Source organism: Azospirillum sp. UENF 111221 (genome assembly GCF_058780625.1).
Genome location: NZ_JBSNCH010000001.1, coordinates 329,236 through 351,588, shown reverse-complemented (window position 1 = coordinate 351,588; position 22,353 = coordinate 329,236). Strand labels below are relative to the sequence as shown.

The 22,353-nt window shown below is 68.2% G+C and carries 20 protein-coding genes and 1 tRNA gene; 8 read left to right on the top strand and 13 right to left on the bottom strand.

Annotated features, from left to right (window positions below):
* Positions 1-401: 401 nt before the first annotated feature.
* Positions 402-857 (top strand): CBS domain-containing protein, encoded by a 456-nt coding sequence (locus tag ACWPN3_RS01510; protein WP_492242204.1) that lies wholly within the window; start codon positions 402-404, stop codon positions 855-857.
* An 81-nt stretch (positions 858-938) separates the two neighbouring features.
* The gene (locus tag ACWPN3_RS01505; RefSeq protein ID WP_492242205.1) at positions 939-1,868 is read left to right on the top strand and encodes a histone deacetylase family protein; all 930 of its coding nucleotides are present in this window, start codon (positions 939-941) and stop codon (positions 1,866-1,868) included.
* A gap of 46 nt (positions 1,869-1,914) precedes the next feature.
* Here ACWPN3_RS01505 and ACWPN3_RS01500 read toward each other — a convergent pair whose 3' ends face one another.
* From ACWPN3_RS01500 to ACWPN3_RS01485, 4 genes are all read right to left on the bottom strand, one after another.
* Positions 1,915-2,841, bottom strand: coding sequence for a PEP-utilizing enzyme (locus tag ACWPN3_RS01500; RefSeq protein ID WP_492261016.1), 927 nt, complete (start codon positions 2,839-2,841; stop codon positions 1,915-1,917).
* On the bottom strand, positions 2,801-3,646 hold the full coding sequence (locus tag ACWPN3_RS01495; RefSeq protein ID WP_492261015.1) for a PEP/pyruvate-binding domain-containing protein: 846 nt from the start codon (positions 3,644-3,646) through the stop codon (positions 2,801-2,803). The genes ACWPN3_RS01500 and ACWPN3_RS01495 overlap by 41 nt, the downstream gene beginning before the upstream one ends.
* Entirely contained in the window at positions 3,643-4,191 is a 549-nt protein-coding gene (locus ACWPN3_RS01490; RefSeq protein ID WP_492242207.1) for an NAD(P)-binding domain-containing protein, read from the bottom strand. The genes ACWPN3_RS01495 and ACWPN3_RS01490 overlap by 4 nt, the downstream gene beginning before the upstream one ends.
* A 184-nt stretch (positions 4,192-4,375) precedes the next feature.
* Positions 4,376-5,158, bottom strand: a complete 783-nt coding sequence (locus ACWPN3_RS01485) for an NUDIX hydrolase (RefSeq protein WP_492242208.1) — start codon at positions 5,156-5,158, stop codon at positions 4,376-4,378.
* Between the two features lie 200 nt (positions 5,159-5,358).
* Here ACWPN3_RS01485 and pyk point away from each other — a divergent pair, with 200 nt between their 5' ends.
* Positions 5,359-6,825, top strand: a complete 1,467-nt coding sequence (pyk, locus tag ACWPN3_RS01480; RefSeq protein WP_492242209.1) for a pyruvate kinase — start codon at positions 5,359-5,361, stop codon at positions 6,823-6,825.
* Positions 6,826-6,885: 60 nt separating this feature from the next.
* Here pyk and ACWPN3_RS01475 read toward each other — a convergent pair whose 3' ends face one another.
* Together ACWPN3_RS01475 and ACWPN3_RS01470 are read right to left on the bottom strand one after the other, a co-directional pair.
* Entirely contained in the window at positions 6,886-7,575 is a 690-nt protein-coding gene (locus ACWPN3_RS01475) for a GntR family transcriptional regulator (protein WP_109446984.1), read from the bottom strand.
* Positions 7,576-7,729: 154 nt separating this feature from the next.
* On the bottom strand, positions 7,730-8,374 hold the full coding sequence (locus ACWPN3_RS01470; RefSeq protein ID WP_492242210.1) for a thiamine phosphate synthase: 645 nt from the start codon (positions 8,372-8,374) through the stop codon (positions 7,730-7,732).
* 415 nt (positions 8,375-8,789) lie between these two features.
* Here ACWPN3_RS01470 and oxlT point away from each other — a divergent pair, with 415 nt between their 5' ends.
* On the top strand, positions 8,790-10,097 hold the full coding sequence (gene oxlT / locus ACWPN3_RS01465) for an oxalate/formate MFS antiporter (RefSeq protein WP_492242211.1): 1,308 nt from the start codon (positions 8,790-8,792) through the stop codon (positions 10,095-10,097).
* A gap of 79 nt (positions 10,098-10,176) precedes the next feature.
* Here oxlT and ACWPN3_RS01460 read toward each other — a convergent pair whose 3' ends face one another.
* From ACWPN3_RS01460 to ACWPN3_RS01445, 4 genes are all read right to left on the bottom strand, one after another.
* Positions 10,177-10,587 carry a flagellar basal body-associated FliL family protein gene (locus ACWPN3_RS01460; RefSeq protein WP_109446978.1) on the bottom strand — a complete coding sequence of 137 codons (411 nt, stop codon included), beginning with the start codon at positions 10,585-10,587 and terminating at the stop codon, positions 10,177-10,179.
* 203 nt (positions 10,588-10,790) lie between these two features.
* Entirely contained in the window at positions 10,791-11,699 is a 909-nt protein-coding gene (gene panC / locus ACWPN3_RS01455) for a pantoate--beta-alanine ligase (protein WP_492242212.1), read from the bottom strand.
* A 196-nt stretch (positions 11,700-11,895) separates the two neighbouring features.
* On the bottom strand, positions 11,896-12,060 hold the full coding sequence (locus tag ACWPN3_RS01450; protein ID WP_098737443.1) for a sugar tyrosine-protein kinase: 165 nt from the start codon (positions 12,058-12,060) through the stop codon (positions 11,896-11,898).
* 216 nt (positions 12,061-12,276) lie between these two features.
* A tRNA-Val gene (locus ACWPN3_RS01445) sits at positions 12,277-12,351 on the bottom strand.
* A gap of 206 nt (positions 12,352-12,557) precedes the next feature.
* Here ACWPN3_RS01445 and ACWPN3_RS01440 point away from each other — a divergent pair.
* The 4 genes from ACWPN3_RS01440 to glmS all read left to right on the top strand — a co-directional run bounded on the left by ACWPN3_RS01440 (position 12,558) and on the right by glmS (position 18,518).
* Complete coding sequence (locus ACWPN3_RS01440; RefSeq protein ID WP_492242213.1) at positions 12,558-13,463, top strand: DUF3108 domain-containing protein; 906 nt, start codon at positions 12,558-12,560, stop codon at positions 13,461-13,463.
* 714 nt (positions 13,464-14,177) lie between these two features.
* Positions 14,178-14,588, top strand: coding sequence for a hypothetical protein (locus ACWPN3_RS01435; RefSeq protein ID WP_492242214.1), 411 nt, complete (start codon positions 14,178-14,180; stop codon positions 14,586-14,588).
* A 685-nt stretch (positions 14,589-15,273) separates the two neighbouring features.
* On the top strand, positions 15,274-16,626 hold the full coding sequence (gene glmU / locus ACWPN3_RS01430) for a bifunctional UDP-N-acetylglucosamine diphosphorylase/glucosamine-1-phosphate N-acetyltransferase GlmU (RefSeq protein ID WP_109446968.1): 1,353 nt from the start codon (positions 15,274-15,276) through the stop codon (positions 16,624-16,626).
* 65 nt (positions 16,627-16,691) lie between these two features.
* The gene (glmS, locus tag ACWPN3_RS01425) at positions 16,692-18,518 is read left to right on the top strand and encodes a glutamine--fructose-6-phosphate transaminase (isomerizing) (protein WP_492242215.1); all 1,827 of its coding nucleotides are present in this window, start codon (positions 16,692-16,694) and stop codon (positions 18,516-18,518) included.
* 242 nt (positions 18,519-18,760) lie between these two features.
* Here glmS and ACWPN3_RS01420 read toward each other — a convergent pair whose 3' ends face one another.
* The 3 genes from ACWPN3_RS01420 to ACWPN3_RS01410 all read right to left on the bottom strand — a co-directional run bounded on the left by ACWPN3_RS01420 (position 18,761) and on the right by ACWPN3_RS01410 (position 22,339).
* On the bottom strand, positions 18,761-19,369 hold the full coding sequence (locus ACWPN3_RS01420; protein WP_109446964.1) for an undecaprenyl-diphosphatase: 609 nt from the start codon (positions 19,367-19,369) through the stop codon (positions 18,761-18,763).
* A gap of 208 nt (positions 19,370-19,577) precedes the next feature.
* Complete coding sequence (locus ACWPN3_RS01415) at positions 19,578-21,035, bottom strand: serine hydrolase (protein ID WP_492242217.1); 1,458 nt, start codon at positions 21,033-21,035, stop codon at positions 19,578-19,580.
* A 197-nt stretch (positions 21,036-21,232) separates the two neighbouring features.
* Complete coding sequence (locus ACWPN3_RS01410; protein ID WP_492242218.1) at positions 21,233-22,339, bottom strand: LacI family DNA-binding transcriptional regulator; 1,107 nt, start codon at positions 22,337-22,339, stop codon at positions 21,233-21,235.
* Positions 22,340-22,353: the final 14 nt, after the last annotated feature.

Here is a 22,353-nt window from a genome sequence, read left to right as displayed (position 1 = left end):
TTTTGTTTGGTCGGCTTCGGCGTGACCGTTCCGTTATGACGCAGCGCAGCAATTGGTTCAAGTTTTTTGGTATACAAGGTACATGATGCCGGACATGCGCATACCGCATGCCTCCGTCCATTTGCATGCGCAACAAACATATCGCATTACCAACTGTTGCGCTGTGCTGCGTTGGTATCATGAGCCAACAGAGCGCAGCCCGTTGCGCTGCACCATCGTATGAGACGGCCTGAAAATTAGGGCCGCCGCCAACATTGGCCATCGAAATTGTTTGATTGGCGTACAGTATTTGGCATACCATATTCAAAGCAAGACGCCCGGCCGGGCGCCCTGCCGGCCCTGAAGACGGGCCGCCCCACAGATGGCTTTCCCGCCAGCCGCAGCCGATCAGGAGTCCCGCCATGAAGGTCGAACACATCCTGCGCACCAAGCAAGCCCGCGTCGTCGCCGTGCGGACCAGTGCGACGGTCGCCGACGCCATCCGCCTGATGAAGGCGGAGAACATCAGCGCCCTGGTCGTCAAGGACGTCTGCCGCACCGAAGGCAACACGCTGGCCGGCGTCCTGTCGGAGCGCGACATCGTGCACGCCCTGCTGGAGCGCGGCAGCTCGCTGATGGCGATGCCGGTGTCGCAGCTGATGACGCGCCAGCCGGTGACCTGCGCCCCGTCCGACAGCGTGCGGCAGGCCTTGCAGCTGATGGAGCAGCACCACATCCGCCATCTTCCGGTTCTGGAGGACGGTCATCTGGTCGGCGTCGTCAGCGCCCGCGACTTCACCCGGCTGCAATTGCAGGAGCTGGACGGCACCGTCACCGCGGTCGCGGAGCCGCCGTCCGCGGCCACCTACGCCCACTGATCCGTCTTACCCACCCCACCCGACCGCGGCGCCGCCGGCACATCCAGTCCGGCGGCGCCTTTGCCATGGGAGTGACCCTCCGTGACCACCCTGATCTTCACCCATCACGACTGCTTCGCGCACGACACCGGCCCCGGCCACCCGGAGGCGCCGGAACGGCTGGCCGTGGTGTGGCAGGTGCTCGATCGGCCGGAGTTCCGCGACCTGGAGCGCCGGTCCGCTCCCGAAGCGGATGTGGAACAGCTGTCGCGCGTCCATGAACGCGCTTACGTCGATGCGGTTCTGGCCGCGGTCCCGGCCGACGGCTATCAGCGGCTGGACGGCGACACGCTGCTGTCGCCAGGGTCGCGCGGCGCGATCCTGCGGGCGGCCGGGTCGGTCTGCGCCGCGGTCGATGCCGTGCTGGCCGGCGAGGCGACCAACGCCTTCTGCGCGGTGCGCCCCTGCGGCCACCATGCCGAACCCGCCCGCGCCATGGGGTTCTGCGTCTTCAACAACATCGCCGTCGGGGCGGAGCATGCCCGCAAAATCCATGGGCTGACCCGCGTCGCGGTGGTCGATTTCGACGTGCATCACGGCAACGGCACGCAGGCGATGTTCGCCGACGACCCCAACCTGTTCTTCGCCTCGACCCACCAGTCGCCGCTCTATCCCGGCACCGGCAATTCCTGGGAGCGCGGCGTCGACGGCAACATCCTGAATCTGCCGCTGGAGCCCTACAGCGGCTCCGTCGAGTTCCGCCAGGCGGTGGAGCGCGTCATCCTGCCGGCGCTGGAGGCGTTCCAGCCGGAACTGCTGCTGATCTCCGCCGGCTTCGACGCCCACAAGCGCGATCCGCTGGCGCAGCTCGGCCTCACCAACGAGGATTTTGAATGGGTGACGCGCAAGCTGGTCGAGCTTGCCGACCGCGTCTGCGGCGGCCGCGTGGTGTCGGCGCTGGAGGGCGGCTATGACGCCACCGGTCTGGCGGAAGGCTGCGCTGCCCATCTGACGGCGCTGATGCGCGCCTAAGGAGCGCTGGATGGGGAGCAGGCGCGCAAGCCTGCCCCCTGTCCTCTCAATCCGTCGCCTGCCCCACCCCGCAGGCGCGCGCCCAGTCCAGCAGCCGGGCGGTCGCGCCGTCCGGGGCCGGCCGCTGCAACGGGGCCGCCCCCAGCACCACGGCGCCGTTGCTGCCGTCGATGGTCAGCAGGTCGCCGGTGCGGATGGTCACCTCGCCGACCCGCATCACCCCCTCCTCGACATCGATGCGGAGCATGCGGGCGCCGCAGACGCAGGGCCGGCCCATGCCGCGGGCGACCGTTGCGGCGTGGCTGGTGAAGCCGCCGCGGGCGGTGACGACGCCAACCGCGGCCTGCATGCCGTGGATGTCCTCCGGCGAGGTTTCCGGCCGGCACAGGATCACCGGTGCCCCGCCGCGCGACAGCCGCACCGCCTCGTCGGTGGTGAAGGCGGCCCGGCCGGTGGCCGCTCCGGGCGAGGCCGGCAGGCCGGTGGCGATGGCCGCCGCCAGCGCATCGGCCGTCAGGGTCGGGCGCAGCAGCTCGTCCAGCGCCTGCGGATCGACGCGGCGCACCGCCTCGTCGCGGGCGATGATCCCCTCCTCCGCCAGATCGACGGCGATGCGGACCGCCGCCTCGGACGACCGCTTGCCGCTGCGCGATTGCAGGATGAACAGGCGCCCGCCCTCCACCGTGAACTCGATGTCCTGCATGTCGGCGAAGGCACGCTCCAGCCGGTCCGCCACCGCGCAAAGCTCGGCATAGGCCGACGGCAGGCGGCATTCCATGGAGCGGCCGGGATTCGCTTGGCTGGCGCTCAGCGGGTCGGGGTCGCAGGTACCGGACACCACATCCTCGCCCTGGGCGTCGGCGAGGAACTCGCCGCACAGGCCGGGGGCGCCGGTCGAGGGGTCGCGGGTGAACAGCACGCCGGTGCCGGAATCAGGCCCGCGGTTGCCGAACACCATGGCCTGCACCGTCACCGCCGTTCCCAGAATCCTCCGGAACGTCGTGCAGGGCGCGGAAGGCCACCGCCCGCGGGTTCATCCAGGACCGGAACACCGCCGCCACCGCCAGACGCAGCTGTTCGGCGGGATCCTGGGGGAAGGGCCGGCCGCAACGGGTCTCCACCAGCCGCAGGAAGGACGGCAGCAGGGTGCGCCAGTCCTCCGCCGTCAGGTCGCCGTCGCGCTGGAGCGCCCGCTCCTCCTTGTGCTCGTCCAGCAGCGCCTCGAACCGGTGGCCGGGCACGCCCATCACCACGCAGCCGAAGGACTGGACCAGCCGGCGATAGCAGTCATAGGCGAAGCGCGCGTCGCCCGACGTCGCCGCCAGCCCCTCGACGCTGCGGTCGTTGAGGCCGAGATTGAGGATGCTGTCCATCATGCCGGGCATCGACACCGCCGCACCGGAGCGGACCGACAGCAGCAGCGGACGCTCGGCATCGCCGAAACGCCCCCCGGCCTGCCGTTCCAGCGCCAAAACGGCGCCGTCGATCCGCTCGATCAGGCCGACCGGCAGCGCATCCTGCGCCCCCAGCCCGCGCCCGGCCTCCGCGGCGATGACGAAGCCCGGCGGCACCGGAATGCCCAGCGCCGCCATCTCCACCAGACGCGCGCCCTTGTTGCCCAGCCGCCCGACATCGGCCCGGCCATCGCCCGGTCCGGCGCCCAGCCCAGCCCCGAAGGGCACGATCACGTCCGGTACGGCGGCCCGAACGAGAGCGGCCGGGACGAGCGCGGCGGGATGGCGGAGCGTGGCGATGTCGGGAGCGGTCAAGCTGTTCATGATGCACTCAACATGGGTTCGGCCGGCCCGTCGAAGGCCATCAGACGCAGCAGCCGGTGCAGTCCATCCGGATCGTCGTTCTTCCTGTCCGCAGTCCGGGCAAGATGCGCCCGCTGCCCGTCACCGGGTCCTCCGGCACGGACGACGCCATCGCTCAACAGCCGCAGCAGCGGTTCGGCCCGCGCGCAGGCCGCATCGCTGCCGCCCAGATCGATGGCAAAGCCGGGGATAAAACCGGGAGGGAGCGGCGCATCGGCGGTCAGCACCCCCATGCCGGACAGCCGCGCGGCGTTGGCCGAAGCCTCGGCGGGCGGGATGCGGGACAGGTCGATCACCAGCGTGCCCGGCGGCAGTGCGCCGGCAAAGCCGTCGTTCGCGAAACGGGCGTCGCCGAACAGGGCGGCCTCGACCGCGCGGACATCGGGCAACAGCATCATCACGACGTCGCACATCCCGGCCTGGTGACGGAACGCGCCGCGGCCATGGCGGTCGTGATGCAGCCGGTGCCCGGCCTGCCGCAGCCTATCCATGATCGCATCGGCCATCTCCCCGTTTCCGACGAACCCGACATCCATTGCGCGATCCTCCTGCCTCCGCCCCTGCCGCCATTCCCCTCAGCGGGATCCGGCACCGTGCGTCAGTCTGGAGATTGATTGCGCATTCCGCGTCGCACAATAGCACCATCGCGCAATTTTCACATCGCGGAAACCGGTTCCGACTTACCTAATCTTACCCAAGCCTAACATTTTCGGCCGGGGTCTCCAGTGGCGAAAAGCCGCAGCCCTCCGGAATGCGGAGCACCGGACCGGTCGGGGTTTCAACCAGACGCGGCATGATCGGCGGCGGAAAGTCGGGCCCGGGACGGCCAAGGGCCATCGCCGCCGCCCTGTCGGCACAGTCCGCCAGCCGCAGCAGGGTCATCCGGGTGGCGTAGACCAGCCGCCGCTGTCCGGCCCCGGCCTCCGCCAGAAGGCGGCGCGGGCTCGCCCACAGGGTTCCGACCGCCTCGCCGCCGTCGCAGACCGGCTGCTGTCCCTCCGGTGCCGGAGCCAGATAGAACAGCGTGTCGAAGCGGCGCGGCAGCGTCTCCGGCGTCACCCAGCGTGCCAGCGGCGCCATCCGGTCGAGGGCGGGGACAGCCCCTGCCCGCGCCAGCGCCGCGGCGAATCCCTCCCCCGCCGCCAGCGCCCGGCGCAAATCGTCGAGAGCGCCGGACGCAAGCGGATCGCGGGACAGCAGCACGCCGCATTCCTCCGCGCACTCCCGCAAGGCGGCGACGCGATGCGCCAGATCGGCCGGCGGGTCTCCATCCGGCCAGAACCGACGCCACTGCGGATCATGGTCCATCGCCTCCAGCCGGCCGCCGGGGAAGACGGTGGCGCCGGCGGCGAAGCGCAGGCCGGCATGGCGTTCCATCACCAGCAGTTCCAGCCCCTCAAGCCCGTCCCGCAACAGGATCAGCGTGGCGGCGGGATGGGGTGGAACGGGGCTTTGCGGCGCGGTCTCGGGCATGCCCCAGTGTCGCCGACGGGCCGGCCGGCTGTCCATGTGCGGCAGGTGGAACCACTCTCACGATGCGGAATAAGGATCGGGCGCCGTTTGACCGTCCGGCCTAGGACTTCCAGCATCGGGCCAACACCGACCCTCAACTCATCATCGTTCGCCAGTCCCGCCCCTTTTCGCAAAGGGCCGGGCGGAGGAAGGCTGTCGTCATGCCGTTTCACCGCAGCACAAAGATCGTCGCCACGCTGGGCCCCGCCAGCTCGTCGGAAAGCCAGATCACGGCGCTCGCCCGGGCGGGCGTGAATGTCTTCCGCCTGAACGCCAGCCACGGCACCCAGGCCGAACATGCGGAGCGCTTCGCCCGCATCCGCGCCGCCGAAAAGGCCATGGGCCGGCCGATCGGCGTCCTGCTCGACCTCCAGGGGCCGAAGCTGCGGGTCGGCACCTTCGGCTTCGGGCCGGTGGATCTCGCCATCGGCGACCGTTTCCGCCTGGATCTCGACCGCCGGCCGGGCGACAGCCGCCGCGTCTGCCTGCCCCACCCGGAGGTGTTCGCCAGCCTGGAGGCCGGCCTGGACCTGCTGCTGAACGACGGCCGCATCCGTCTGCGCGTTCTGGACTGCGGCCCCGACTTCGCGGAGACCGAGGTGGTGGCCGGCGGCACCCTGTCCGACCGCAAGGGCGTCAATGTGCCGGGTGCGGCGCTGGCGCTGAGCGCCCTGTCGGAGAAGGACCGCAGCGACCTCGCCTTCGGGCTCGACCTCGGGGTCGACTGGATCGGCCTCAGCTTCGTCCAGCGGCCGGAGGACATCCTGGAAGCGCGCGAGCTGATCTGCAACCGCGCGCATGTGATGACCAAGATCGAGAAGCCGGCAGCGTTGCCGACACTCGACCGCATCATCGAGCTGTCGGACGCGGTGATGGTGGCGCGCGGCGACCTCGGCGTTGAACTGCCGCCGGAGGACGTGCCGGGCCTGCAGAAGAAGATGATCCGGCTCAGCCGCGCCATGGGCAAGCCGGTGATCGTCGCCACCCAGATGCTGGAATCGATGGTGTCGGAGCCGACCCCGACCCGCGCCGAGGCCTCCGACGTCGCCAACGCCGTCTATGACGGGGCCGATGCGGTGATGCTGAGTGCGGAGTCCGCCTCCGGCCGCTATCCGGTCGAGGCGGTCGCGATGATGGAGCGCATCGTCCGCCGGGTGGAGGGCGACCCGCTCTACCGCCGCATCATGGATGCCGACCATCCCAGCCCGGAGGCGACCGCCCCCGACGCGCTGACCGCCGCCGCGCGACAGGTGGCGGAAACCATCAGCGCCGCCGCCATCGTCACCTACACCACCACCGGCTCGACCACGCTGCGCGCCTCACGCGAGCGGCCCAGCGTGCCGATCCTCGGCCTCAGCGCCAACGAGGCGACGGCGCGGCGGCTGTCGCTGGCCTGGGGCGTCCATGCCGTGCTGACCGACGACGTGGCGAATTTCTCGGAGATGGTCGGCCGTGCGCTGACGGCGGCGGCGGAGACCGGCATCGGCAAGTCCGGCCAGTCGCTGGTGATCACCGCCGGCGTTCCCTTCGGCACGCCGGGCAAAACGAACTCGCTGCGGGTGGTGACCATCGACGGCGACGATGTGCCGAAGCTGGAAACGGCGCAGAAGGAGGCGGTGCCCGCTTGAAGGCGAGCTGCGGCCAGGGCGGCGGGAACCGCCCTGGGCCCGGTCCTCACTCCCAAACAGTCATTCCAGGAAGTCGCAGTGCTTCTCCACATGCGCGGCCAGACCCATGGTGTGCTCGCGCACTAGCCGTTCGGCGAGGTTGGCGTCGCGGTCCTCCAGCGCCTTGATGATGGCGCGGTGGTCGTGGATGGAGCGCTCGGCCCGGTCCTCCTGGCCGATGGTCAGCTTGCGGATCGCCCGCATGTGGATGAACAGGTTGTCGGTGACGTCCTGGATCAGCTTCGACCCGCTCAGCTGGATGATGCTCTTGTGGAAGGCGATGTTGGCGTCGGAATATTCGCCGACATGGTCCTTCGGGCTGCGCTGCTCGAAGCTGCCGAACAGGTCCCACAGCTTGTGGATCTCGGCGGCCGGGGCATGGTCGGCGGCCATGCGGGCGGCCATGCTCTCCAGTGCAGCCCAGACCTGGATCATCTCGACGATCTCGGTCTTGGTCTTGCGGACGACGAAGATGCCGCGGCGCGGCTGCAGGCGGATGAAGCCCTCCTGCTCCAGCAGGGTCAGCGCCTCGCGGATCGGGGTGCGGCTGACGCCGAGCTTGTCGCTGAGCTGCCGCTCGTCCAGCCGGATCTCGCGGTCATGGTCATAGATGTCCATCTCCGTGATCGCCTGCTTCAGCGCGTGATAGACCTGACTGCGGAAGGTGGTTCCGGTGTCGAGGGGCTGGACGTTGAGAGCGGGAAAGGTCATGGAGTGGATGTCCTCATGTCTCGCCGGACGTTGCGGCGCCGCCAGGCGGGTCCCCGGTTCGGGACCTTCGGCGTTTTCGTATCCTACATACCAGATGCATGCAAGGCGCTGAAATGTCCAGGGGGACAGGCGTGAAGCGCGCCGACGGCCGGCCTCAGCGCGGCAGATCGTCCCCCGCCGCCGCCAGCGCCGCCAGCAGAGGCTTGAGCGCCTGCGCGTCGCGCATCGCCAGCCCCATCACCGCAACGCCCGCGGCCCCGGCCGCCCGGCATCCGGCCACCGCATCCGCCCGGTCGAGACCACCCAGCCCGATCACCGGCACGCCGCAGCGCGCCCCGAGATCCACCCATCGCCGCACACCCGCCTCGCCCAGGCAGGGCCCGTAGCCCGGCTTGCTGGCGGAGGGGAAAACCGGCGAGACGGTCACATAATCGACCTGCCCGGCCGCCCGCTCCATCGCCGCCGCACCGTCCGAGTCGTGGAGAGACAGCCCGATCAGGGCCCCGGCCCCGAGCAGCGCGCGCGCCGCCGCCGGATCGCCGAGGGCTGGCAGATGCACCCCGTCCACGCCGGCCGCGGCGGCCAGCGCCGGATCGCCATGCAGGGTGACGCGGGCTCCCCACGGACGGGCGCATGCAATCAGTGCGCGAGCCAAATCCAGCCTTTCCCTATCCGGCAAGTCCTTGTCCCGCAAGGAGAGCCAGCGCACGCCACAGGCGAACAGACGCTCCGCCACCTGCGGCATCGGCCGGTCGGCCAGCCGGCGGTCGGTGATCGCCAGCAGCGGCGGCTCGGGCAATGACAGGGGATGTGAGACGGGAGGTGAAATGGCACCGCGTCCTTCCGTTGGGCCGGTCATCATCGCAGGGCCCGTCTCTTTCGGCCAGTTCCGAGACGGTCATTTTCCCACTCTGCGGAAATCCAATGGATACAAATCGACAATCCGCATGCCCGTTGTCCGTCCGGCAAATGGTTCGTATTGACATCATCCGTCAAACTGATGATCGTAGGGGCGGGCATGGGGCATTTGGCATGCCAGCAACCCTAAGTTGGTGGTAGAGAGCCCCAGCCCGTCACCTTTTTTCCGGACCGGACCTCAGAACGCAACGATGCGGCCACACCAACACTGCGGCCACGCGGGAGCCCGGGGTCCGGCAATCCGAACGAAACATGTCGCCGAACAGAACATGTCGGGTGCAATGGGGAGGAAGGACATGGTGCGTGACACGCACGGCAATACGGCCCAGGTCGCACCCTGGGGCGGGCGCTGGATGCAGCTGGCCATTGGCATCGTCTGCATGTCGATGATCGCCAACCTGCAATATGGCTGGACCCTGTTCGTCGAGCCGATCGACGACAAGCATGGCTGGGGCCGCACCGCGATCCAGGTGGCCTTCACCATCTTCATCGTCACCGAAACCTGGCTGGTGCCGGTCGAGGGCTGGTTCGTCGACAGGTTCGGTCCGCGCATCGTCGTGCTGGTGGGCGGCGCGCTGTGCGCCCTGTCCTGGGCCTTGAACGCGGTGGCGGATTCGCTGACCCTGCTCTATCTCGCCGCGGTGATCGGCGGCATCGGCGCCGGCGGCGTCTATGGCACCTGCGTCGGCAATGCGCTGAAATGGTTCCCCGACCGCCGCGGTCTGGCCGCCGGCCTGACCGCCGCCGGCTTCGGCGCCGGCTCCGCCCTCACCGTCGTGCCGATCGCCACCATGATCGAGACCTCGGGCTTCGAGAACACCTTCATGACCTTCGGGCTTGGCCAGGGGATGGTCATCCTGGTGCTGGCCTGGTTCATGGCCGACCCGCCAAAGCACGGCTACGGGCAGGCGCGCGGCGGCTCCGCCCCGCAGCGCCGCCACTACACCCCGCAGGAGATGCTGCGGACGCCGGTCTTCTGGATCATGTACGGCATGTTCACCATGGTCGCCGCCGGCGGCCTGATGGTGACGGCCCAGCTCGGCCCCATCGCCACCGACATGGGGCTGATCGATGCCCCGGTCAGCATCCTGGGCCTGACCCTGCCGGCGCTGACCTTCGCGCTGTCCATCGACCGGGTGATGAACGGCATCACGCGGCCCTTCTTCGGCTGGGTGTCCGACCATATCGGGCGCGAGAACACCATGTTCATCGCCTTCACCATCGAGGCGGTGGGCGTGATGGCGCTCAGCGCATACGGTGCCGACCCGGTCGCCTTCGTCATCCTGACCGGCCTGGTGTTCTTCGCCTGGGGTGAGATCTTCAGCCTGTTTCCGGCCTGCTGCGGCGACACCTTCGGGTCGCGCTTCGCCGCCACCAACGCCGGCCTTCTCTACACCGCCAAGGGCGTGGCCGCGCTGCTGGTGCCCGTCGGCAACCTGATGGTCGAGGCGACCGGCAGCTGGCAGACCGTCTTCTACAGCGTCGCCATCGTCAACGCGCTGGCCGCCTTCCTCGCCCTGTTCGTCCTGAAGCCGCTGCGCGCCCGCTATGTCGCGGCGGCCAGCAACACCGCCCCGCGCCTGACCACCCGGCTGGCCGACTGAAAACCAAACGAACGGCTGCACGAGCCGCCCGGCCTCTGCGGACAGTCCGCGGGGGCCGGGCTTCTTTTTTGGGGAGTTGCTACCTGACCACCATCCGGTCGAGCAGGATTTCCCTCACCCGCACCCCGCGCAGTTCGCGGTCGAGGACCCCGGCAATCGTGCTTTTCATCAGCATCGCCCCGTCGGCGCCGGTCAGCTGCTGCGGGTCGAGCTGGCGCATGCGGTCGGACAGCCGGTCGGTGATGCGGGGGACATAGGGGTCGGCCACCTTGCCGTCCACCGACGGGTCGATCTCCAGCAGCACCTTGACGTCCACCATCCGGGCATCGTTGCCGCCCAGGCTGAAGGTCATCAGCGGCAGCGCCGCGTATTTCTTGTCGGGTCCCAGCTGTGTCTGGGAAGCCGGGGCGCGGTTGCGGGTGGCGACCAAAGCGGCGGTGCCCCCCAACGCCGCCAGCACCAGCAGCAGGCCGGTCAGAAGGATTGGCATCAGGGAAACCGTTTCCCCCTGCCGGTTGCGACGAACGAGCCGCAAAGTGGCCTTTCCGCCCCCATCGCGGGGGCCACGAAACCCATCGGGGATCCTGCCCGTCCGGGAATGCTAGGCGCACAACAAATGCCGGTCAAATGCCGATCATGCCGGCAACGGCCAATGTTCAGGCCCCCAATGTTGGGGGCCTAATCTTCGGCCGGTCAGCCGGCGGGGATCACCGGCACATTGTCGATCAGCCGGGCCTTGCCCATCCAGGCGGCGGCCAGCAGGCGGGCCGGCCGGGTGACGGCGCTCACCGGCTCCAGCGTTTCGGCGTCGCGCAGCTCGACATAGTCGATGGTGCCGAAGCCGGCCTCGGCGATGCGGCCGCGGATGCCGGTCAGCGCACCGTCGACCTCCGCCCCACCCGCCAGCGCGGCGGCGGCGGCGGTCAGCGCCCGGTTCAGTTCGGGCGCGCGGGCACGCTCGTCGGCGCTGAGATAGGCGTTGCGCGAGGACATGGCGAGCCCGTCGGCCTCGCGCACCGTCGGCAGCCCTTCGACCCGGACGGGAATGTCGAGGTCGCGGGTGAAGCGGCGGATCACCATCAGCTGCTGATAGTCCTTCTCGCCGAACACCGCCACGTCGGGCAGGGCCTGGAGGAACAGCTTGGTCACCACCAGCGCCACGCCGCCGAACATCTGCGGCCGGAAGGTGCCGCACAGCCCCTCCGCCGGACCGCCGACCGAAATGGCGGTGGCGAAGCCCTGGGGATACATGGCGCGCACGGTCGGCGCATAGAGCGCATGGCAGCCGGCCGAGGCCAGCTTGGCGGCATCGCCGTCCTCATCGCGCGGGTAGCGGTCGAAATCCTCGTGCGGGGCGAACTGGGTCGGGTTGACGAAGACGCTGGCCACCACCCGGTCGGCCAATTCGCGACCGCGCCGGATAAGGCCCAGATGGCCATCATGCAGGGCGCCCATGGTCGGCACCAGTGCAACGGTCAGCCCCTCCCGGCGCCAGGCGGCGACCTGCGACCGCAAATCCTCGACCGTCCGCAGGACCGGCAGGGTGCCGGCGGACAGGGTGCCGATCGGATTGGAAGACGACGGGGCGGCGGTCGGTGTCATGGCGTCGGTCCTTGGCACAGCGAAACGGGCGCTGGATACCCCGACGGACCGTTCCTGTCCAGAAAAGCTTTCCGCAGGACAGACTGTTGCCGAACCGTCATGGTTCGGCAGCCGCGGCGGAGAGGGCGGCCTCCCTCTCCGCCGCGGTTCCGGATCGGCTACCGGCTATCGGCGCTTGGCCATCAGCGCTTGGCCATCAGCGCTTGAAGGTGATGCCGACCAGATAGGCTAGATTCGCCCAGGCGAGCAGAGTCGCCAGCAGCGCGGTGAAGGACGGCACCAGGATCACCGAACCGATGATGACGGCCAGGACGGCGACCAGCAGGGCGAGAGACAGCAAAGCGATACGGGTATCGTCCATGTGAGTTGGCTTTCCGAAGCGGGTGACAGGAATGATGCCCTGTCTAGCCTATTGCAGCGCAAAAGGGGCTGATCTGCGTCAATCGACCGCGGGATCGCCCATTACATAAGGATTTTGCGATGTTGGCTGTGCCGGTCCGCGCCAGCGCACGCAACTGCGGTCAGACAGGAGCGGAAAGCAAAAAAGGCTCCGGACTATTGTCCGGAGCCTTTTTAATGGTGGGCGCGACAGGGATTGAACCTGTGACCCTTCGCGTGTGAAGCGAATGCTCTCCCGCTGAGCTACGCGCCCGAACCCTGAAACTCTGTACCGAACTCTTTTGCGCCGCGACCGTCTTTCGTCGGCCCCGCCGCTGCGGTGGGCGGGTTTCTACGGCCTTCCCCAACGGGTGTCAAGCGTCAGATTCATCCCCATCTTAAAAAAGATTGCCCACCCGAAACGACACCCCCGAAAACGTCGCCCCCGAACCGACACGACGACCGCAGGAGCTTTGGACCGTGCCCCAGCCCAGCCCCCGCCGCCTTCCCCGCCATCTCCTCTGCCATCTCCTCTGCCCTGCCCGGACGGCCCTGATTGCGGCCGGCCTCTCACTGCCCCTGCTTCCGCTGGCAACGGCCGTGGCGTCGGCGGAGCCGGTGAAGGCGACCTACCGGGTCTTCGTCGGCGGGGTGACCGCGCTGGACGTGAATGCGACGCTGGACGTGGCCGGCGACCGCTACCGCATCGCCGTGTCGGCGGTCACCGGCGGCACCATCGGCCGGCTGTTCAGCTGGCGCACCGACTCCGAGAGCGACGGCCATGTCCGCGGCGACGATCTGCGGCCGGACAGCCACCGCCAAACCAGCCAGCTGCGCGGCGAACCGCGCAACGTCACGCTGACCTACGGACCGCAGGGCGAGATTTCCACCAGCGTCACGCCGCCGGCGGACAAGGACGACCGCGAGACGGTGCCGCCGGACCTGCAGCGCGGCACGCTGGATCCGCTGACCGCCGTGCTCGACCTGCTGTTCGCGGTGGGCGCGAGCGAGGGCTGCGACCGGTCGCTGCCGGTGTTCGACGGCCGCCGCCGCTACGACATGGTGTTCAGCGAGGTGGGGCGGCGGATCGTCGACCCGTCGCGCTACTCGATCTTCTCCGGCGTCGCCCAGCAATGCCGCGTGAGCTACAAGCCGGTGGCCGGCTATGCCCGGTCATCGTCGGGCGGCCGCTTCTGGCAGCGCAACAATCCTGCCGACCGGCCGCCGGTCAATCTGTGGCTGGCCCCGGTCGCCGCCGGCTATCCGCCGCTGCCGGTCCGGCTGGAGACGGACAGCGATTTCGGCAGCGTGGTGGTCCATCTGACCGGCGTCACGCCGCCAGCGGCAGACCGCCGGGCCGGAGCCTCGCCGCAGACCGTGCGCTGACCGCGGCAGCCGGCCCGGCCGGTCCCGTTGTGGATCGGGTGTCCAGGACCAGATCGGACAGCGCAATGCCGGCCCGCCGCCCCGCGTCGCTCAGCGCCGTGGCCGACGGCCAGAGGAAACAGCCTTCCAGCTCGAGCATCCTGCCGTCCAGCAACGCCGCAAAGCCGCCAAGTTTGCCCATATGAACGATCCGAGCCATGCGAGAGGCCATGGTGGAGTTCCTTCCCATCGGCTGCCGCCATGACGCTGGCCGGACGGCCGCGAAACACGCCGCCGTCCGACCCGCACCCGGCAGGTTTTTGATTGATTGTCGTGCCTGCCGGCTGCGGCCAACGTCAGCAGCAGAACGGTGAAAGCCAGCGAGCCGGCTGTCAGGGCATCGTCCTGCATCATGGCGCGTCCTCCCCCGGATCGGCGTCCCGTCGCCCGGCAGCGCCGGATCGACCCTTGCCAGTCTAGGGGCTTTGCGGTTCCGGCACGCGGGTCCTGAGGGATACCCCTTCCGTTCAAAGGGATAGTATCGGTGTATGTACCCGTCGCTATCCGAACCCGGATCGCCCCGCGGTCGGTGGACATCGCGCCTCGAACCTACTGTCGGTTGAAGCCATCACAGGTTAATGACAAAGTTGAGACCGTATGCAATGTCCACCCAGGCCCCCGAGTTACCGTCTCGGGAAATGTTCCGGACCACTCACGGCTGGAGGGCTTCGCACAGTGCCGGCAATCAAAGGGAACACCGTCGTTGTGTTGGAGCAGAACGCCGTTCTGCGCCTTGGCGTCGAAGCATTGCTGGAATCCTGGGGATGCCAAGTCGTTTCCGGCGACAACCTGGATGACATCATTGCCGACACCAGGGCAGACAATCTCCGTCCGACGGTGTTGCTTCTTCCTCCGACGAACGGCCAGGAAACCGGCGACCAGCTGGCCAGCCGCTTTGAAGCCGAAATCGGCTACCCCCTGCCATGGATCGGCATTACCGGGGATTCCAGCCTTCTGCAACGCTGGAAAGCCGGCGCCTTCAGCGGAATCCTGCTGGAGATGCCCTGCTCGCCCGAGACCCTCCGGGCTGCCCTGCTCAAGGCACTGCGGCAGAAGGACGGATCTTCCGGCCCTCCCACAGCCTGAAAGCTCCCTGCACCGCGCCATGGTGCCGGCAGCCGTGCATTGGCCAGACGTCATCGGACCTCGCCGGCCGGACGGCGGCATGACTATGACGGCTCTGCGGTCCTGGCTACTCGGAAAAAGACCGTGTAGCCGGCTGTGGGTACCGTGCCGCGCGGACCTAAAGGCCGAATTGACGCAGGGGAAGCGAAACGCTACTTCGGTGACAATACTGTTCAACGCCGCTCCCGGACACCTCGGGGACAGAATAGGATTTGGCGGCGCCCTGATCCTGGCAAGAAAAATCGGCCGGAACTGAAAGGAAACATTTCCGTGATCTGTGAAAGGAATCATCCTCTCTGCCGGCGGAATTCGGATGTCCTGCCCTGGAGATCACGACCGTCATCGGATACATGTCACTGAAGGATCACGAAACCCATGCGACCGGGCGAACCGACGGGAGTCATGGGGGAACCTGGCAGGTAACCCGTTGGAAACATTTGTTTATTGCAGATTGAAACAAAAGTTGACTTGGGCTTCCATGCTGTGCTGTGGCACACCATTCTCGGAAATGCGGATGGTGCGGCGCCCACTCCGGTAGAAGCGCCGTCCTTTCCAGCAGCGATGTCTTAACGTTTACCGGCTCAAGTACGGCGCCTTCATCGACCGGCTTTCCCTTCCACTTCAAGGCTCGACCAGGAACATCACCATGGCCCATCGTCCGCTCGCCTGCGTGATCCTCGCCGCCGGCAAGGGCACACGCATGAAATCCGATCTGCCCAAGGTGCTGCACCGGGTTGCCGGCCGGCCGATGGTCGGGCATGTGCTGGCCGCGGTGAAGACGCTCGACCCCGACCATGTCGTGGTCGTGGTCGGCCCCGGCATGGACAGCGTGGCCGCCGCCGTCGCCCCCTACCCCACCGCGGTCCAGCACGAGCAGCGCGGCACCGCCGACGCCGTGCGCGCAGCCTTCGGCCTGCTGGAGGGCTTCACCGGCGACGTCATCGTGCTGTACGGCGACACGCCGCTGGTGACGCCGGACACGCTGCGCGCGCTGGTGCAGGCGCGCCGGCAGGCGGCCGACCCGGCCGTGGTGGTGCTGGGCATGCGCCCCGACGATCCCGGCGCCTATGGCCGCCTGATCCTGAACGCCCGCGGCGGGCTGGAGAAGATCGTCGAATATCTCGACGCCAGCGAGGAGGAGCGCGCGGTCACCCTGTGCAACGCCGGGCTGATGGCGTTCGACGGCGCGCGCATGGTCGACCTGATCGGCAGCGTCGGCAACGACAATGCCAAGTCCGAATATTACCTGACCGACGTGGTCCAGATCGCGCGCCGCGCCGGCATGGCCTGCGCCGTGGTGGAGGCCGCTCCGGCCGAGGTGGTCGGCGTCAATTCCCGCGCCGAGCTGGCGGAGGTGGAGAAGCTGCTGCAGCGCCGCCTGCGCAAAGCCGCGATGGACAACGGCGCCACGCTGATCGACCCCGACAGCATCTTCCTCAGCGTCGACACCCGGCTCGGCCGTGACGTGGTGGTCGGCCCCGGCTGCTTCTTCGGTGCCGGCGTGACGGTCGCCGACCGGGTGGAAATCAAGCCCTACTGCCATCTGGAAGGCGTGCGCATCGACAGTGGCGCCGTCATCGGCCCCTATGCCCGGCTGCGCCCGGGTGCGGAGATCGGCCCGGACGCCCACATCGGCAATTTCGTCGAGGTGAAGAACGCGGTGATCGAAGCCGGGGCCAAGGCCAACCACCTGACCTACATCGGCGACGCCCGCGTCGGGGCCAAGGCCAACATCGGCGCCGGCACCATCACCTGCAATTACGACGGCTTCTCCAAGAGCCGGACGGAGATCGGCGCCGGGGCCTTCATCGGTTCCAACAGCGCCCTGGTCGCCCCGGTCGTCATCGGCGACGGTGCCATTGTCGGCGCCGGCAGCGTGGTGACGATGGCGGTGGAGGCCGACGCGCTGGTGGTCGCCCGCGGCAACCAGAAGGCGTACGCCGGCTGGGCAAAGCGTTTTCGCGAACGGAAGCAAAACGAGAAAGCAAAAAAGGCGTAGGATCGGTCCGGGATCCGTTTCTCTCCGGCTCGTCAGCCGGCACCTTTTTCAGGAGCATCAGGTCCATGTGCGGCATCATCGGCATCAACGGCATCCACGACGCGTCCCCCCGGTTGGTGGAGGGCCTGCGCCGGCTCGAATACCGCGGCTATGACAGCGCGGGCGTCGCCACCCTGGTGAACGGCCATATCGAGCGCCGCCGCGCCGAGGGCAAGCTGGCCAACCTGGACATGAAGCTGCGCGACCAGCCGCTGTCCGGGACGGTCGGCATCGGCCACACCCGCTGGGCCACCCACGGCGGCCCGACGGAGAACAACGCCCACCCGCACGCCACCAAGCGTGTCGCCGTCGTCCACAACGGCATCATCGAGAATTACCAGGAGCTGAAGGACGAGCTGACCGGCCACGGCTACGTCTTCGAAAGCGCCACCGATACCGAGGTGATCGTCCATCTCGTCACCTACTACCTGGACCGGCAGGGCATGACCCCGGTCCAGGCGTCGGCCGCCGCCTTCAAGCGCTTCACCGGCGCCTTCTCCCTGGTGCTGATCTTCGCCGGCGAGCATGAGCTGATGATCGGCGCCCGCCACGGCACGCCGCTGGCGATCGGCTATGGCGACGGCGAGATGTACCTGGCGTCGGACGCCTTCGCGCTGGCGCCGCTGACCAACCGCATCTGCTATCTGGAGGACGGCGACTGGGTCGAGGTCAGCCGCACCGCCGCCATCGTCCACGACGCATCGGATGCGGTGGTCGAGCGGCCGGTGAAGACCACGGCGGTGTCCGGCGCCCTGATCGGCAAGGACGGCTACCGCCACTACATGCTCAAGGAAATCTACGAGCAGCCGCAGGTCATCGGCGACACGCTGAACGCCTACATCAACCCGGAGACCGGCACTTTCACCCTGCCGGACTTCCCGTTCGATCTGGCCGGTGCGTCGAAGCTGACCATCGTCGCCTGCGGCACCGCCTATTACGCCGGCTTCGTCGCCAAATACTGGTTCGAGACGCTGGCCCGCATCCCGGTCGAGGTCGACATCGCGTCCGAGTTCCGTTACCGCGAGGCGCCGCTGCCGCCAGGCGGCATCGCCCTGTTCATCTCGCAGTCGGGCGAGACGCTGGATACGCTGGAGGCGCTGCGCTATTGCAAGCGCCAGGGCCAGAAGATCCTGTCGATCGTCAATGCCCCGGAAAGCACCATCGCGCGGGAATCCGACGCGGTGCTCTACACCATGGCGGGCCCGGAGATCGGTGTGGCCTCGACCAAGGCCTTCACCACCCAGCTGACCACGCTGGCCTGCCTTGCCGTCACCGTCGGCCGCGCCCGCGGCGCCATCGACCAGGAGCGGATGCAGCAGATCGCCCACGCGCTCCGCGAAGTGCCCGCCCGTGCCGCCGACGTGCTGGCCCATGACGAGCGGCTGAAGGAGCTGGCGCAGGAGGTGTCGGAAGCCCGCGACGTGCTGTATCTCGGTCGCGGTGCCATGTATCCGCTGGCCCTGGAAGGGGCGTTGAAGCTGAAGGAGATCAGCTACATCCACGCGGAAGGTTACGCCGCCGGCGAGTTGAAGCACGGTCCGATCGCGCTGATCGACGACAATGTCCCGGTGATCGTGCTGGTGCCGTCCGACGCCCTGTTCGAGAAGGTCGTGTCGAACGTGCAGGAGGTCTGCGCGCGGTCGGGCAAGGTGCTGCTGCTGGCCGACCGCAAGGGCATCGACAAGCTGAAGGACAAGGTGCGCTGGTCGGTCGAGCTGCCGGCCTGCGACCCGCTGGTCGCCCCGCTGCTCTACGCCATCCCGGTGCAGCTGCTGGCCTATCACACCGCCGTGCTGAAGGGCACCGACGTGGACCAGCCGCGCAATCTGGCAAAGAGCGTGACGGTGGAGTAAGCGGGCCATTCTCCGCGAACAAAGTGTCTGCGTATGCATGAGCGTCAGCGCTCCCGGGAAAGCGTTTCCCCATTTCTGGAAACGCCTCCACGGGAGCGCGCTCGGCCGTTTGGGATGATCCCCGTTTCCCCGACAGCGTGGCGACATAGCGAGGCTCGGCCCGGGTTCGAGCCCTGCCCCCGATGTCGGCAAGGGTCCGGCTCCCGATCCAGGCGGTTCGGGAGCACGATCCCATCAAACCATCACTTGCGGTCCAGCGGGAACAGGGCGGCGGGCAGATGCAGCAACCGCACGGTTCCCTCGTAAAGCCGGACGATGGCCGGCGTCAGCACTCCGTCAACGATGGGGCGTGCCGGAATGACCAGCAGGGACGCGGTGGCGGAAACCAGAAGCGCACCCGCCATGTCGAGGGGGAAGTGAACGCCAAGATAGATGCGCGCCCATGCGACGCCCATCCCGAAGGTCATCATCCCCCAGCCCAGCCGTTGCCAGGACCCCCGCAGCAGCAGGCTGATCCCGATCGTCCACATGAAGGTCGCATGATCGCTGGGGAAGGATGAATCCGCGGCATGCGGGATCAGCTGATGCCCCAACCCGAGCACGAAGGGGCGCGGATGATGCCAGAGCGCGCCAATCGCCGCGTTGACCAGCGCCGCCGTCAGCAGGGCGCATCCGGCACCGACCAGGACAGCGCGTCCGTCTTGCCGTCCCCACACCCACAGCGCCGCGACCAGGGCCGCGACCAGCACCACCACATCGTCCGCCAGAAAGCGCGCCAGCATGAGAAGCCCGGCCGGCGGATCGGATGGAGCGTTCAGCAGAAGGAACAGATGTTGGTTCAGAGCTTCCATAAGCGGGGTCCGATCGTTTCGATTCGATGACAGGCAGGGCAGACAGATAGGCCGTGGCGCTTGCACATGCCTGGGCGCGAACGGTCAGGACCGGGGCGTTCGGCTGAGTCCGGGAGAGCGATGAGGATAGCGAACGCTCCAATCGGCCCCCCCGATGAAAACGGTCGTCATTGACGCGGCGAGGCACAACCTCGGCACCGGCCGAACGTCAATCGATCCGCAGCCCCGTCTGGTCGATGCTCCCGGTCCGAAGAACCAGCGCCGTTGCAGGACCGGCGGCAGGCATACGAAAGGCGATCGTCGAAACATCGACTTTCAGGAAAAATTCGTCGGTGCCGGCAAGGGAAAACATCTCGACCTGATCGCTGCCGACCCGACCGTACAGGCGATTGCCATCGGCAATGACAGCGATCTCGAAATCGGGCAGGCGGTAGCGGCCAGCCAAACGGGCGTAGAATGCCGGGTCGGCGATACCGAGCCGGCGTTCGACCGGCCGGAACGCCGGCCAATCGTACTCCTCGGCAATCGCGCGCAGCAGGCCATGAGCGACAGCCCCGGCAGAGCCGTTGGTCATGATCACGGCTCCGTCCTGGCTGCCGCCCACGAAACCCGCCATCACGCACGAAAAGCCGGCATTGAGCCCGCTGTGGAAGAAGCAGGGGTCTGGTCCACCGCCCTTTCCGCCGCCATCGAGTCCAAACCCCAGGCCGAAGCCGCCAAGACCGGGCGTCAGCATTGTTTTGACCATGTCAGGCGACAGCACCTCATCGCGCCGGCCGGACCAGGCGCGCTGGAGCGCCATGATAACCAGCGCCAGGTCGGACGGTGTCGACCACAGCCCGGCGGCTGCCATCTCCGGATAGATGTGGGGACCGCCCTCGACCGGCTTTCCATCGAAACCGTAGGGTGTCGCCGCCTCGGCGACACGGTCGACGGGAAGAGGTTGTGCGAATGTGCTGTCGGTCATCGACAATGGACCCAGGACCGCCCGCTCCATGTGAACGGGGAACGCCTCGCCCGTGACATCGATCAACAGCTGCTGAAGCACCGTATATCCGCCGCCTGAATACCGCCATGCGGTGCCCGGCGGTTGGCCGACGCGGATCGGCGGCGAGTTCGCCGGGTCGATGCCATCGAGCACCTGACCCAGCGTCGGGACTGGCTGACCGGCCGGATAGCCGGCAAACCCGTGCACGGTCAGCCCCGCGCTATGGTTCAGCAATCCGCGGACAGTGACGGCGGTCGACCCGGCGGCAGGCGGGATGTGCCAGGAAACGAGGTGGCTGTCGACGTCGGCGTCAAGGCCAAGCCGACCGTCCTGAACCAGCCTCAGCACCGCCAGCGCAGTGATCGGCTTGCTGATCGACGCCGCCTGGAACAGCGTGTCGGCGGTCACCGGAGAGCCGCCGACCGTGACGTTCCCAAAACCGCGCGTCCAGGCCAGACGACCCTCATGGATGACCGCAACGCTGACACCAGGGACATGCAGCGCCGCCATGCGCGCAGCCAAACTCATGTGCGCAGCCAGACTGGGCCAGTCGGCCGGTTCACCGGCGACGATCACCGGCGGCGGAAGACCGGCTGCGATCCGCTGGATACGGGCTTCGAGCGCAGGGTCGGCCGGAGCGGCCGACACGACCGGGCCATTCGATGACAGGTGCGTCATGGCAGCGGTGCGCAGGCAATTCTTCTGACACCATGCCGGCATCGGTTCGCCATGCTTCCCCGCTCGCTCATCGGCCTGGCCTGCCGCGCTGACTGCCGATGAGCGGCGATGCAGCCAATCGGCAGGACTCGGCTTAAGAGCATCTCACGCAATCAGTGTCGGACAAAGTCTCGGGCACGCAGACCGGCGGCCCCGTCTCAGCTGCTGCCGCGATGGGTCAGCGTCAGTTCGACGGCACGGATCGGCTCCGGCGGCATGTCTCCGCGCATCCGTTGCAGGATCATCGCCCCGGCCTGCCGGCCGAGGTCGCGGCTGTCGATGCCGATGGTGGTCAGGCCGGGCGGCAGCTCCTCGGCCACGTCATTGTGGCCGAATCCCAGGATGGCGATGTCGTCGGGCAGGCGCATGCCCAGCCGGCGTGCCTCCAGCAGTGCGCCGGTCGCCAGCAGGTCGTTGGCGCAGAACACCGCCTCGACCGCCGCCTTGCGGGACAGCAGCTCGGCCAGCGCACGGCGGCCATCGACCATGCTGGTCACCCTGTCGACCGACAGCTCGGCGGCGATGTCGAGCCCGGCGGCGCGGGCACCCTCGCGGAAGCCGGTGAGGCGCAGAGCACCGCGGCCGCTGCGCCGGCCGATATAGGCGACGCGGCGGTAGCCCCGCCGGGCGAAATGCTCGGCCGCCAGACGGCCGCCGTCGATGTTGGAGAAGCCGACCAGCATGTCGATAGGGTCACGGGGATAGGCCCAGGTCTCCATGATCGGAATGCCGAGCGCCCGCAGCGCCCGCCGGTTCTCCTCGATCTCGATGACGCCGGTGAACATGACCGCCGCCGGCCGCATCTCGCGCAGCGACTGGATCATCGTCGTCTCCTTGGCGTAGGAGTAGGAGGTCTGCCCGATCATCAGCTGGTAGCCCTGCGGCTCCAGCACCTCGCCGCAGCCCTGCACGGCAAGGCAGAACTGCTGGCTTTGCAGGTTGGAGACGAAGGCGGCGACGATGTTCGACTGGCCCGACCGCAGGGCGCGGGCATGCGGGTTGGTGGCGTAGCCGGTGCGCTCGACGATCTCCAGGATCTTCCGGCGCTTGGCCTCGGCCACCTTCTCCGGCTGGCGCAGGGCGCGCGACACGGTGATCGGCGACACCCCGGCCAGCCGGGCGATCTCGACGATGCGCGTCGGAGCCGGCCCCCCAGCGGCGTCACCGGTGGCGTCCCCATCTGCCGACGGCACCGGTTCCGCCGCGCGGAGGCGGAGGACGTCGTCGATGGTCGGCGGACGTTTGGCCGCGCTGCTCTCACTCATGTCGCCCGTCTCCT

Bases quoted from the DNA above. Each gene is read 5' to 3' on its own strand.
- ACWPN3_RS01510 (WP_492242204.1), top strand. From the start codon at position 402: ATGAAGGTCGAACACATCCTGCGCACCAAGCAAGCCCGCGTCGTCGCC.
- ACWPN3_RS01495 (WP_492261015.1), bottom strand. From the start codon at position 3,646: ATGAACAGCTTGACCGCTCCCGACATCGCCACGCTCCGCCATCCCGCC.
- ACWPN3_RS01490 (WP_492242207.1), bottom strand. From the start codon at position 4,191: ATGGCCGATGCGATCATGGATAGGCTGCGGCAGGCCGGGCACCGGCTG.
- ACWPN3_RS01485 (WP_492242208.1), bottom strand. From the start codon at position 5,158: ATGCCCGAGACCGCGCCGCAAAGCCCCGTTCCACCCCATCCCGCCGCC.
- pyk (WP_492242209.1), top strand. From the start codon at position 5,359: ATGCCGTTTCACCGCAGCACAAAGATCGTCGCCACGCTGGGCCCCGCC.
- ACWPN3_RS01475 (WP_109446984.1), bottom strand. From the start codon at position 7,575: ATGACCTTTCCCGCTCTCAACGTCCAGCCCCTCGACACCGGAACCACC.
- oxlT (WP_492242211.1), top strand. From the start codon at position 8,790: ATGGTGCGTGACACGCACGGCAATACGGCCCAGGTCGCACCCTGGGGC.
- ACWPN3_RS01460 (WP_109446978.1), bottom strand. From the start codon at position 10,587: ATGCCAATCCTTCTGACCGGCCTGCTGCTGGTGCTGGCGGCGTTGGGG.
- panC (WP_492242212.1), bottom strand. From the start codon at position 11,699: ATGACACCGACCGCCGCCCCGTCGTCTTCCAATCCGATCGGCACCCTG.
- ACWPN3_RS01450 (WP_098737443.1), bottom strand. From the start codon at position 12,060: ATGGACGATACCCGTATCGCTTTGCTGTCTCTCGCCCTGCTGGTCGCC.
- glmU (WP_109446968.1), top strand. From the start codon at position 15,274: ATGGCCCATCGTCCGCTCGCCTGCGTGATCCTCGCCGCCGGCAAGGGC.
- glmS (WP_492242215.1), top strand. From the start codon at position 16,692: ATGTGCGGCATCATCGGCATCAACGGCATCCACGACGCGTCCCCCCGG.
- ACWPN3_RS01420 (WP_109446964.1), bottom strand. From the start codon at position 19,369: ATGGAAGCTCTGAACCAACATCTGTTCCTTCTGCTGAACGCTCCATCC.
- ACWPN3_RS01415 (WP_492242217.1), bottom strand. From the start codon at position 21,035: ATGACGCACCTGTCATCGAATGGCCCGGTCGTGTCGGCCGCTCCGGCC.
- ACWPN3_RS01410 (WP_492242218.1), bottom strand. From the start codon at position 22,339: ATGAGTGAGAGCAGCGCGGCCAAACGTCCGCCGACCATCGACGACGTC.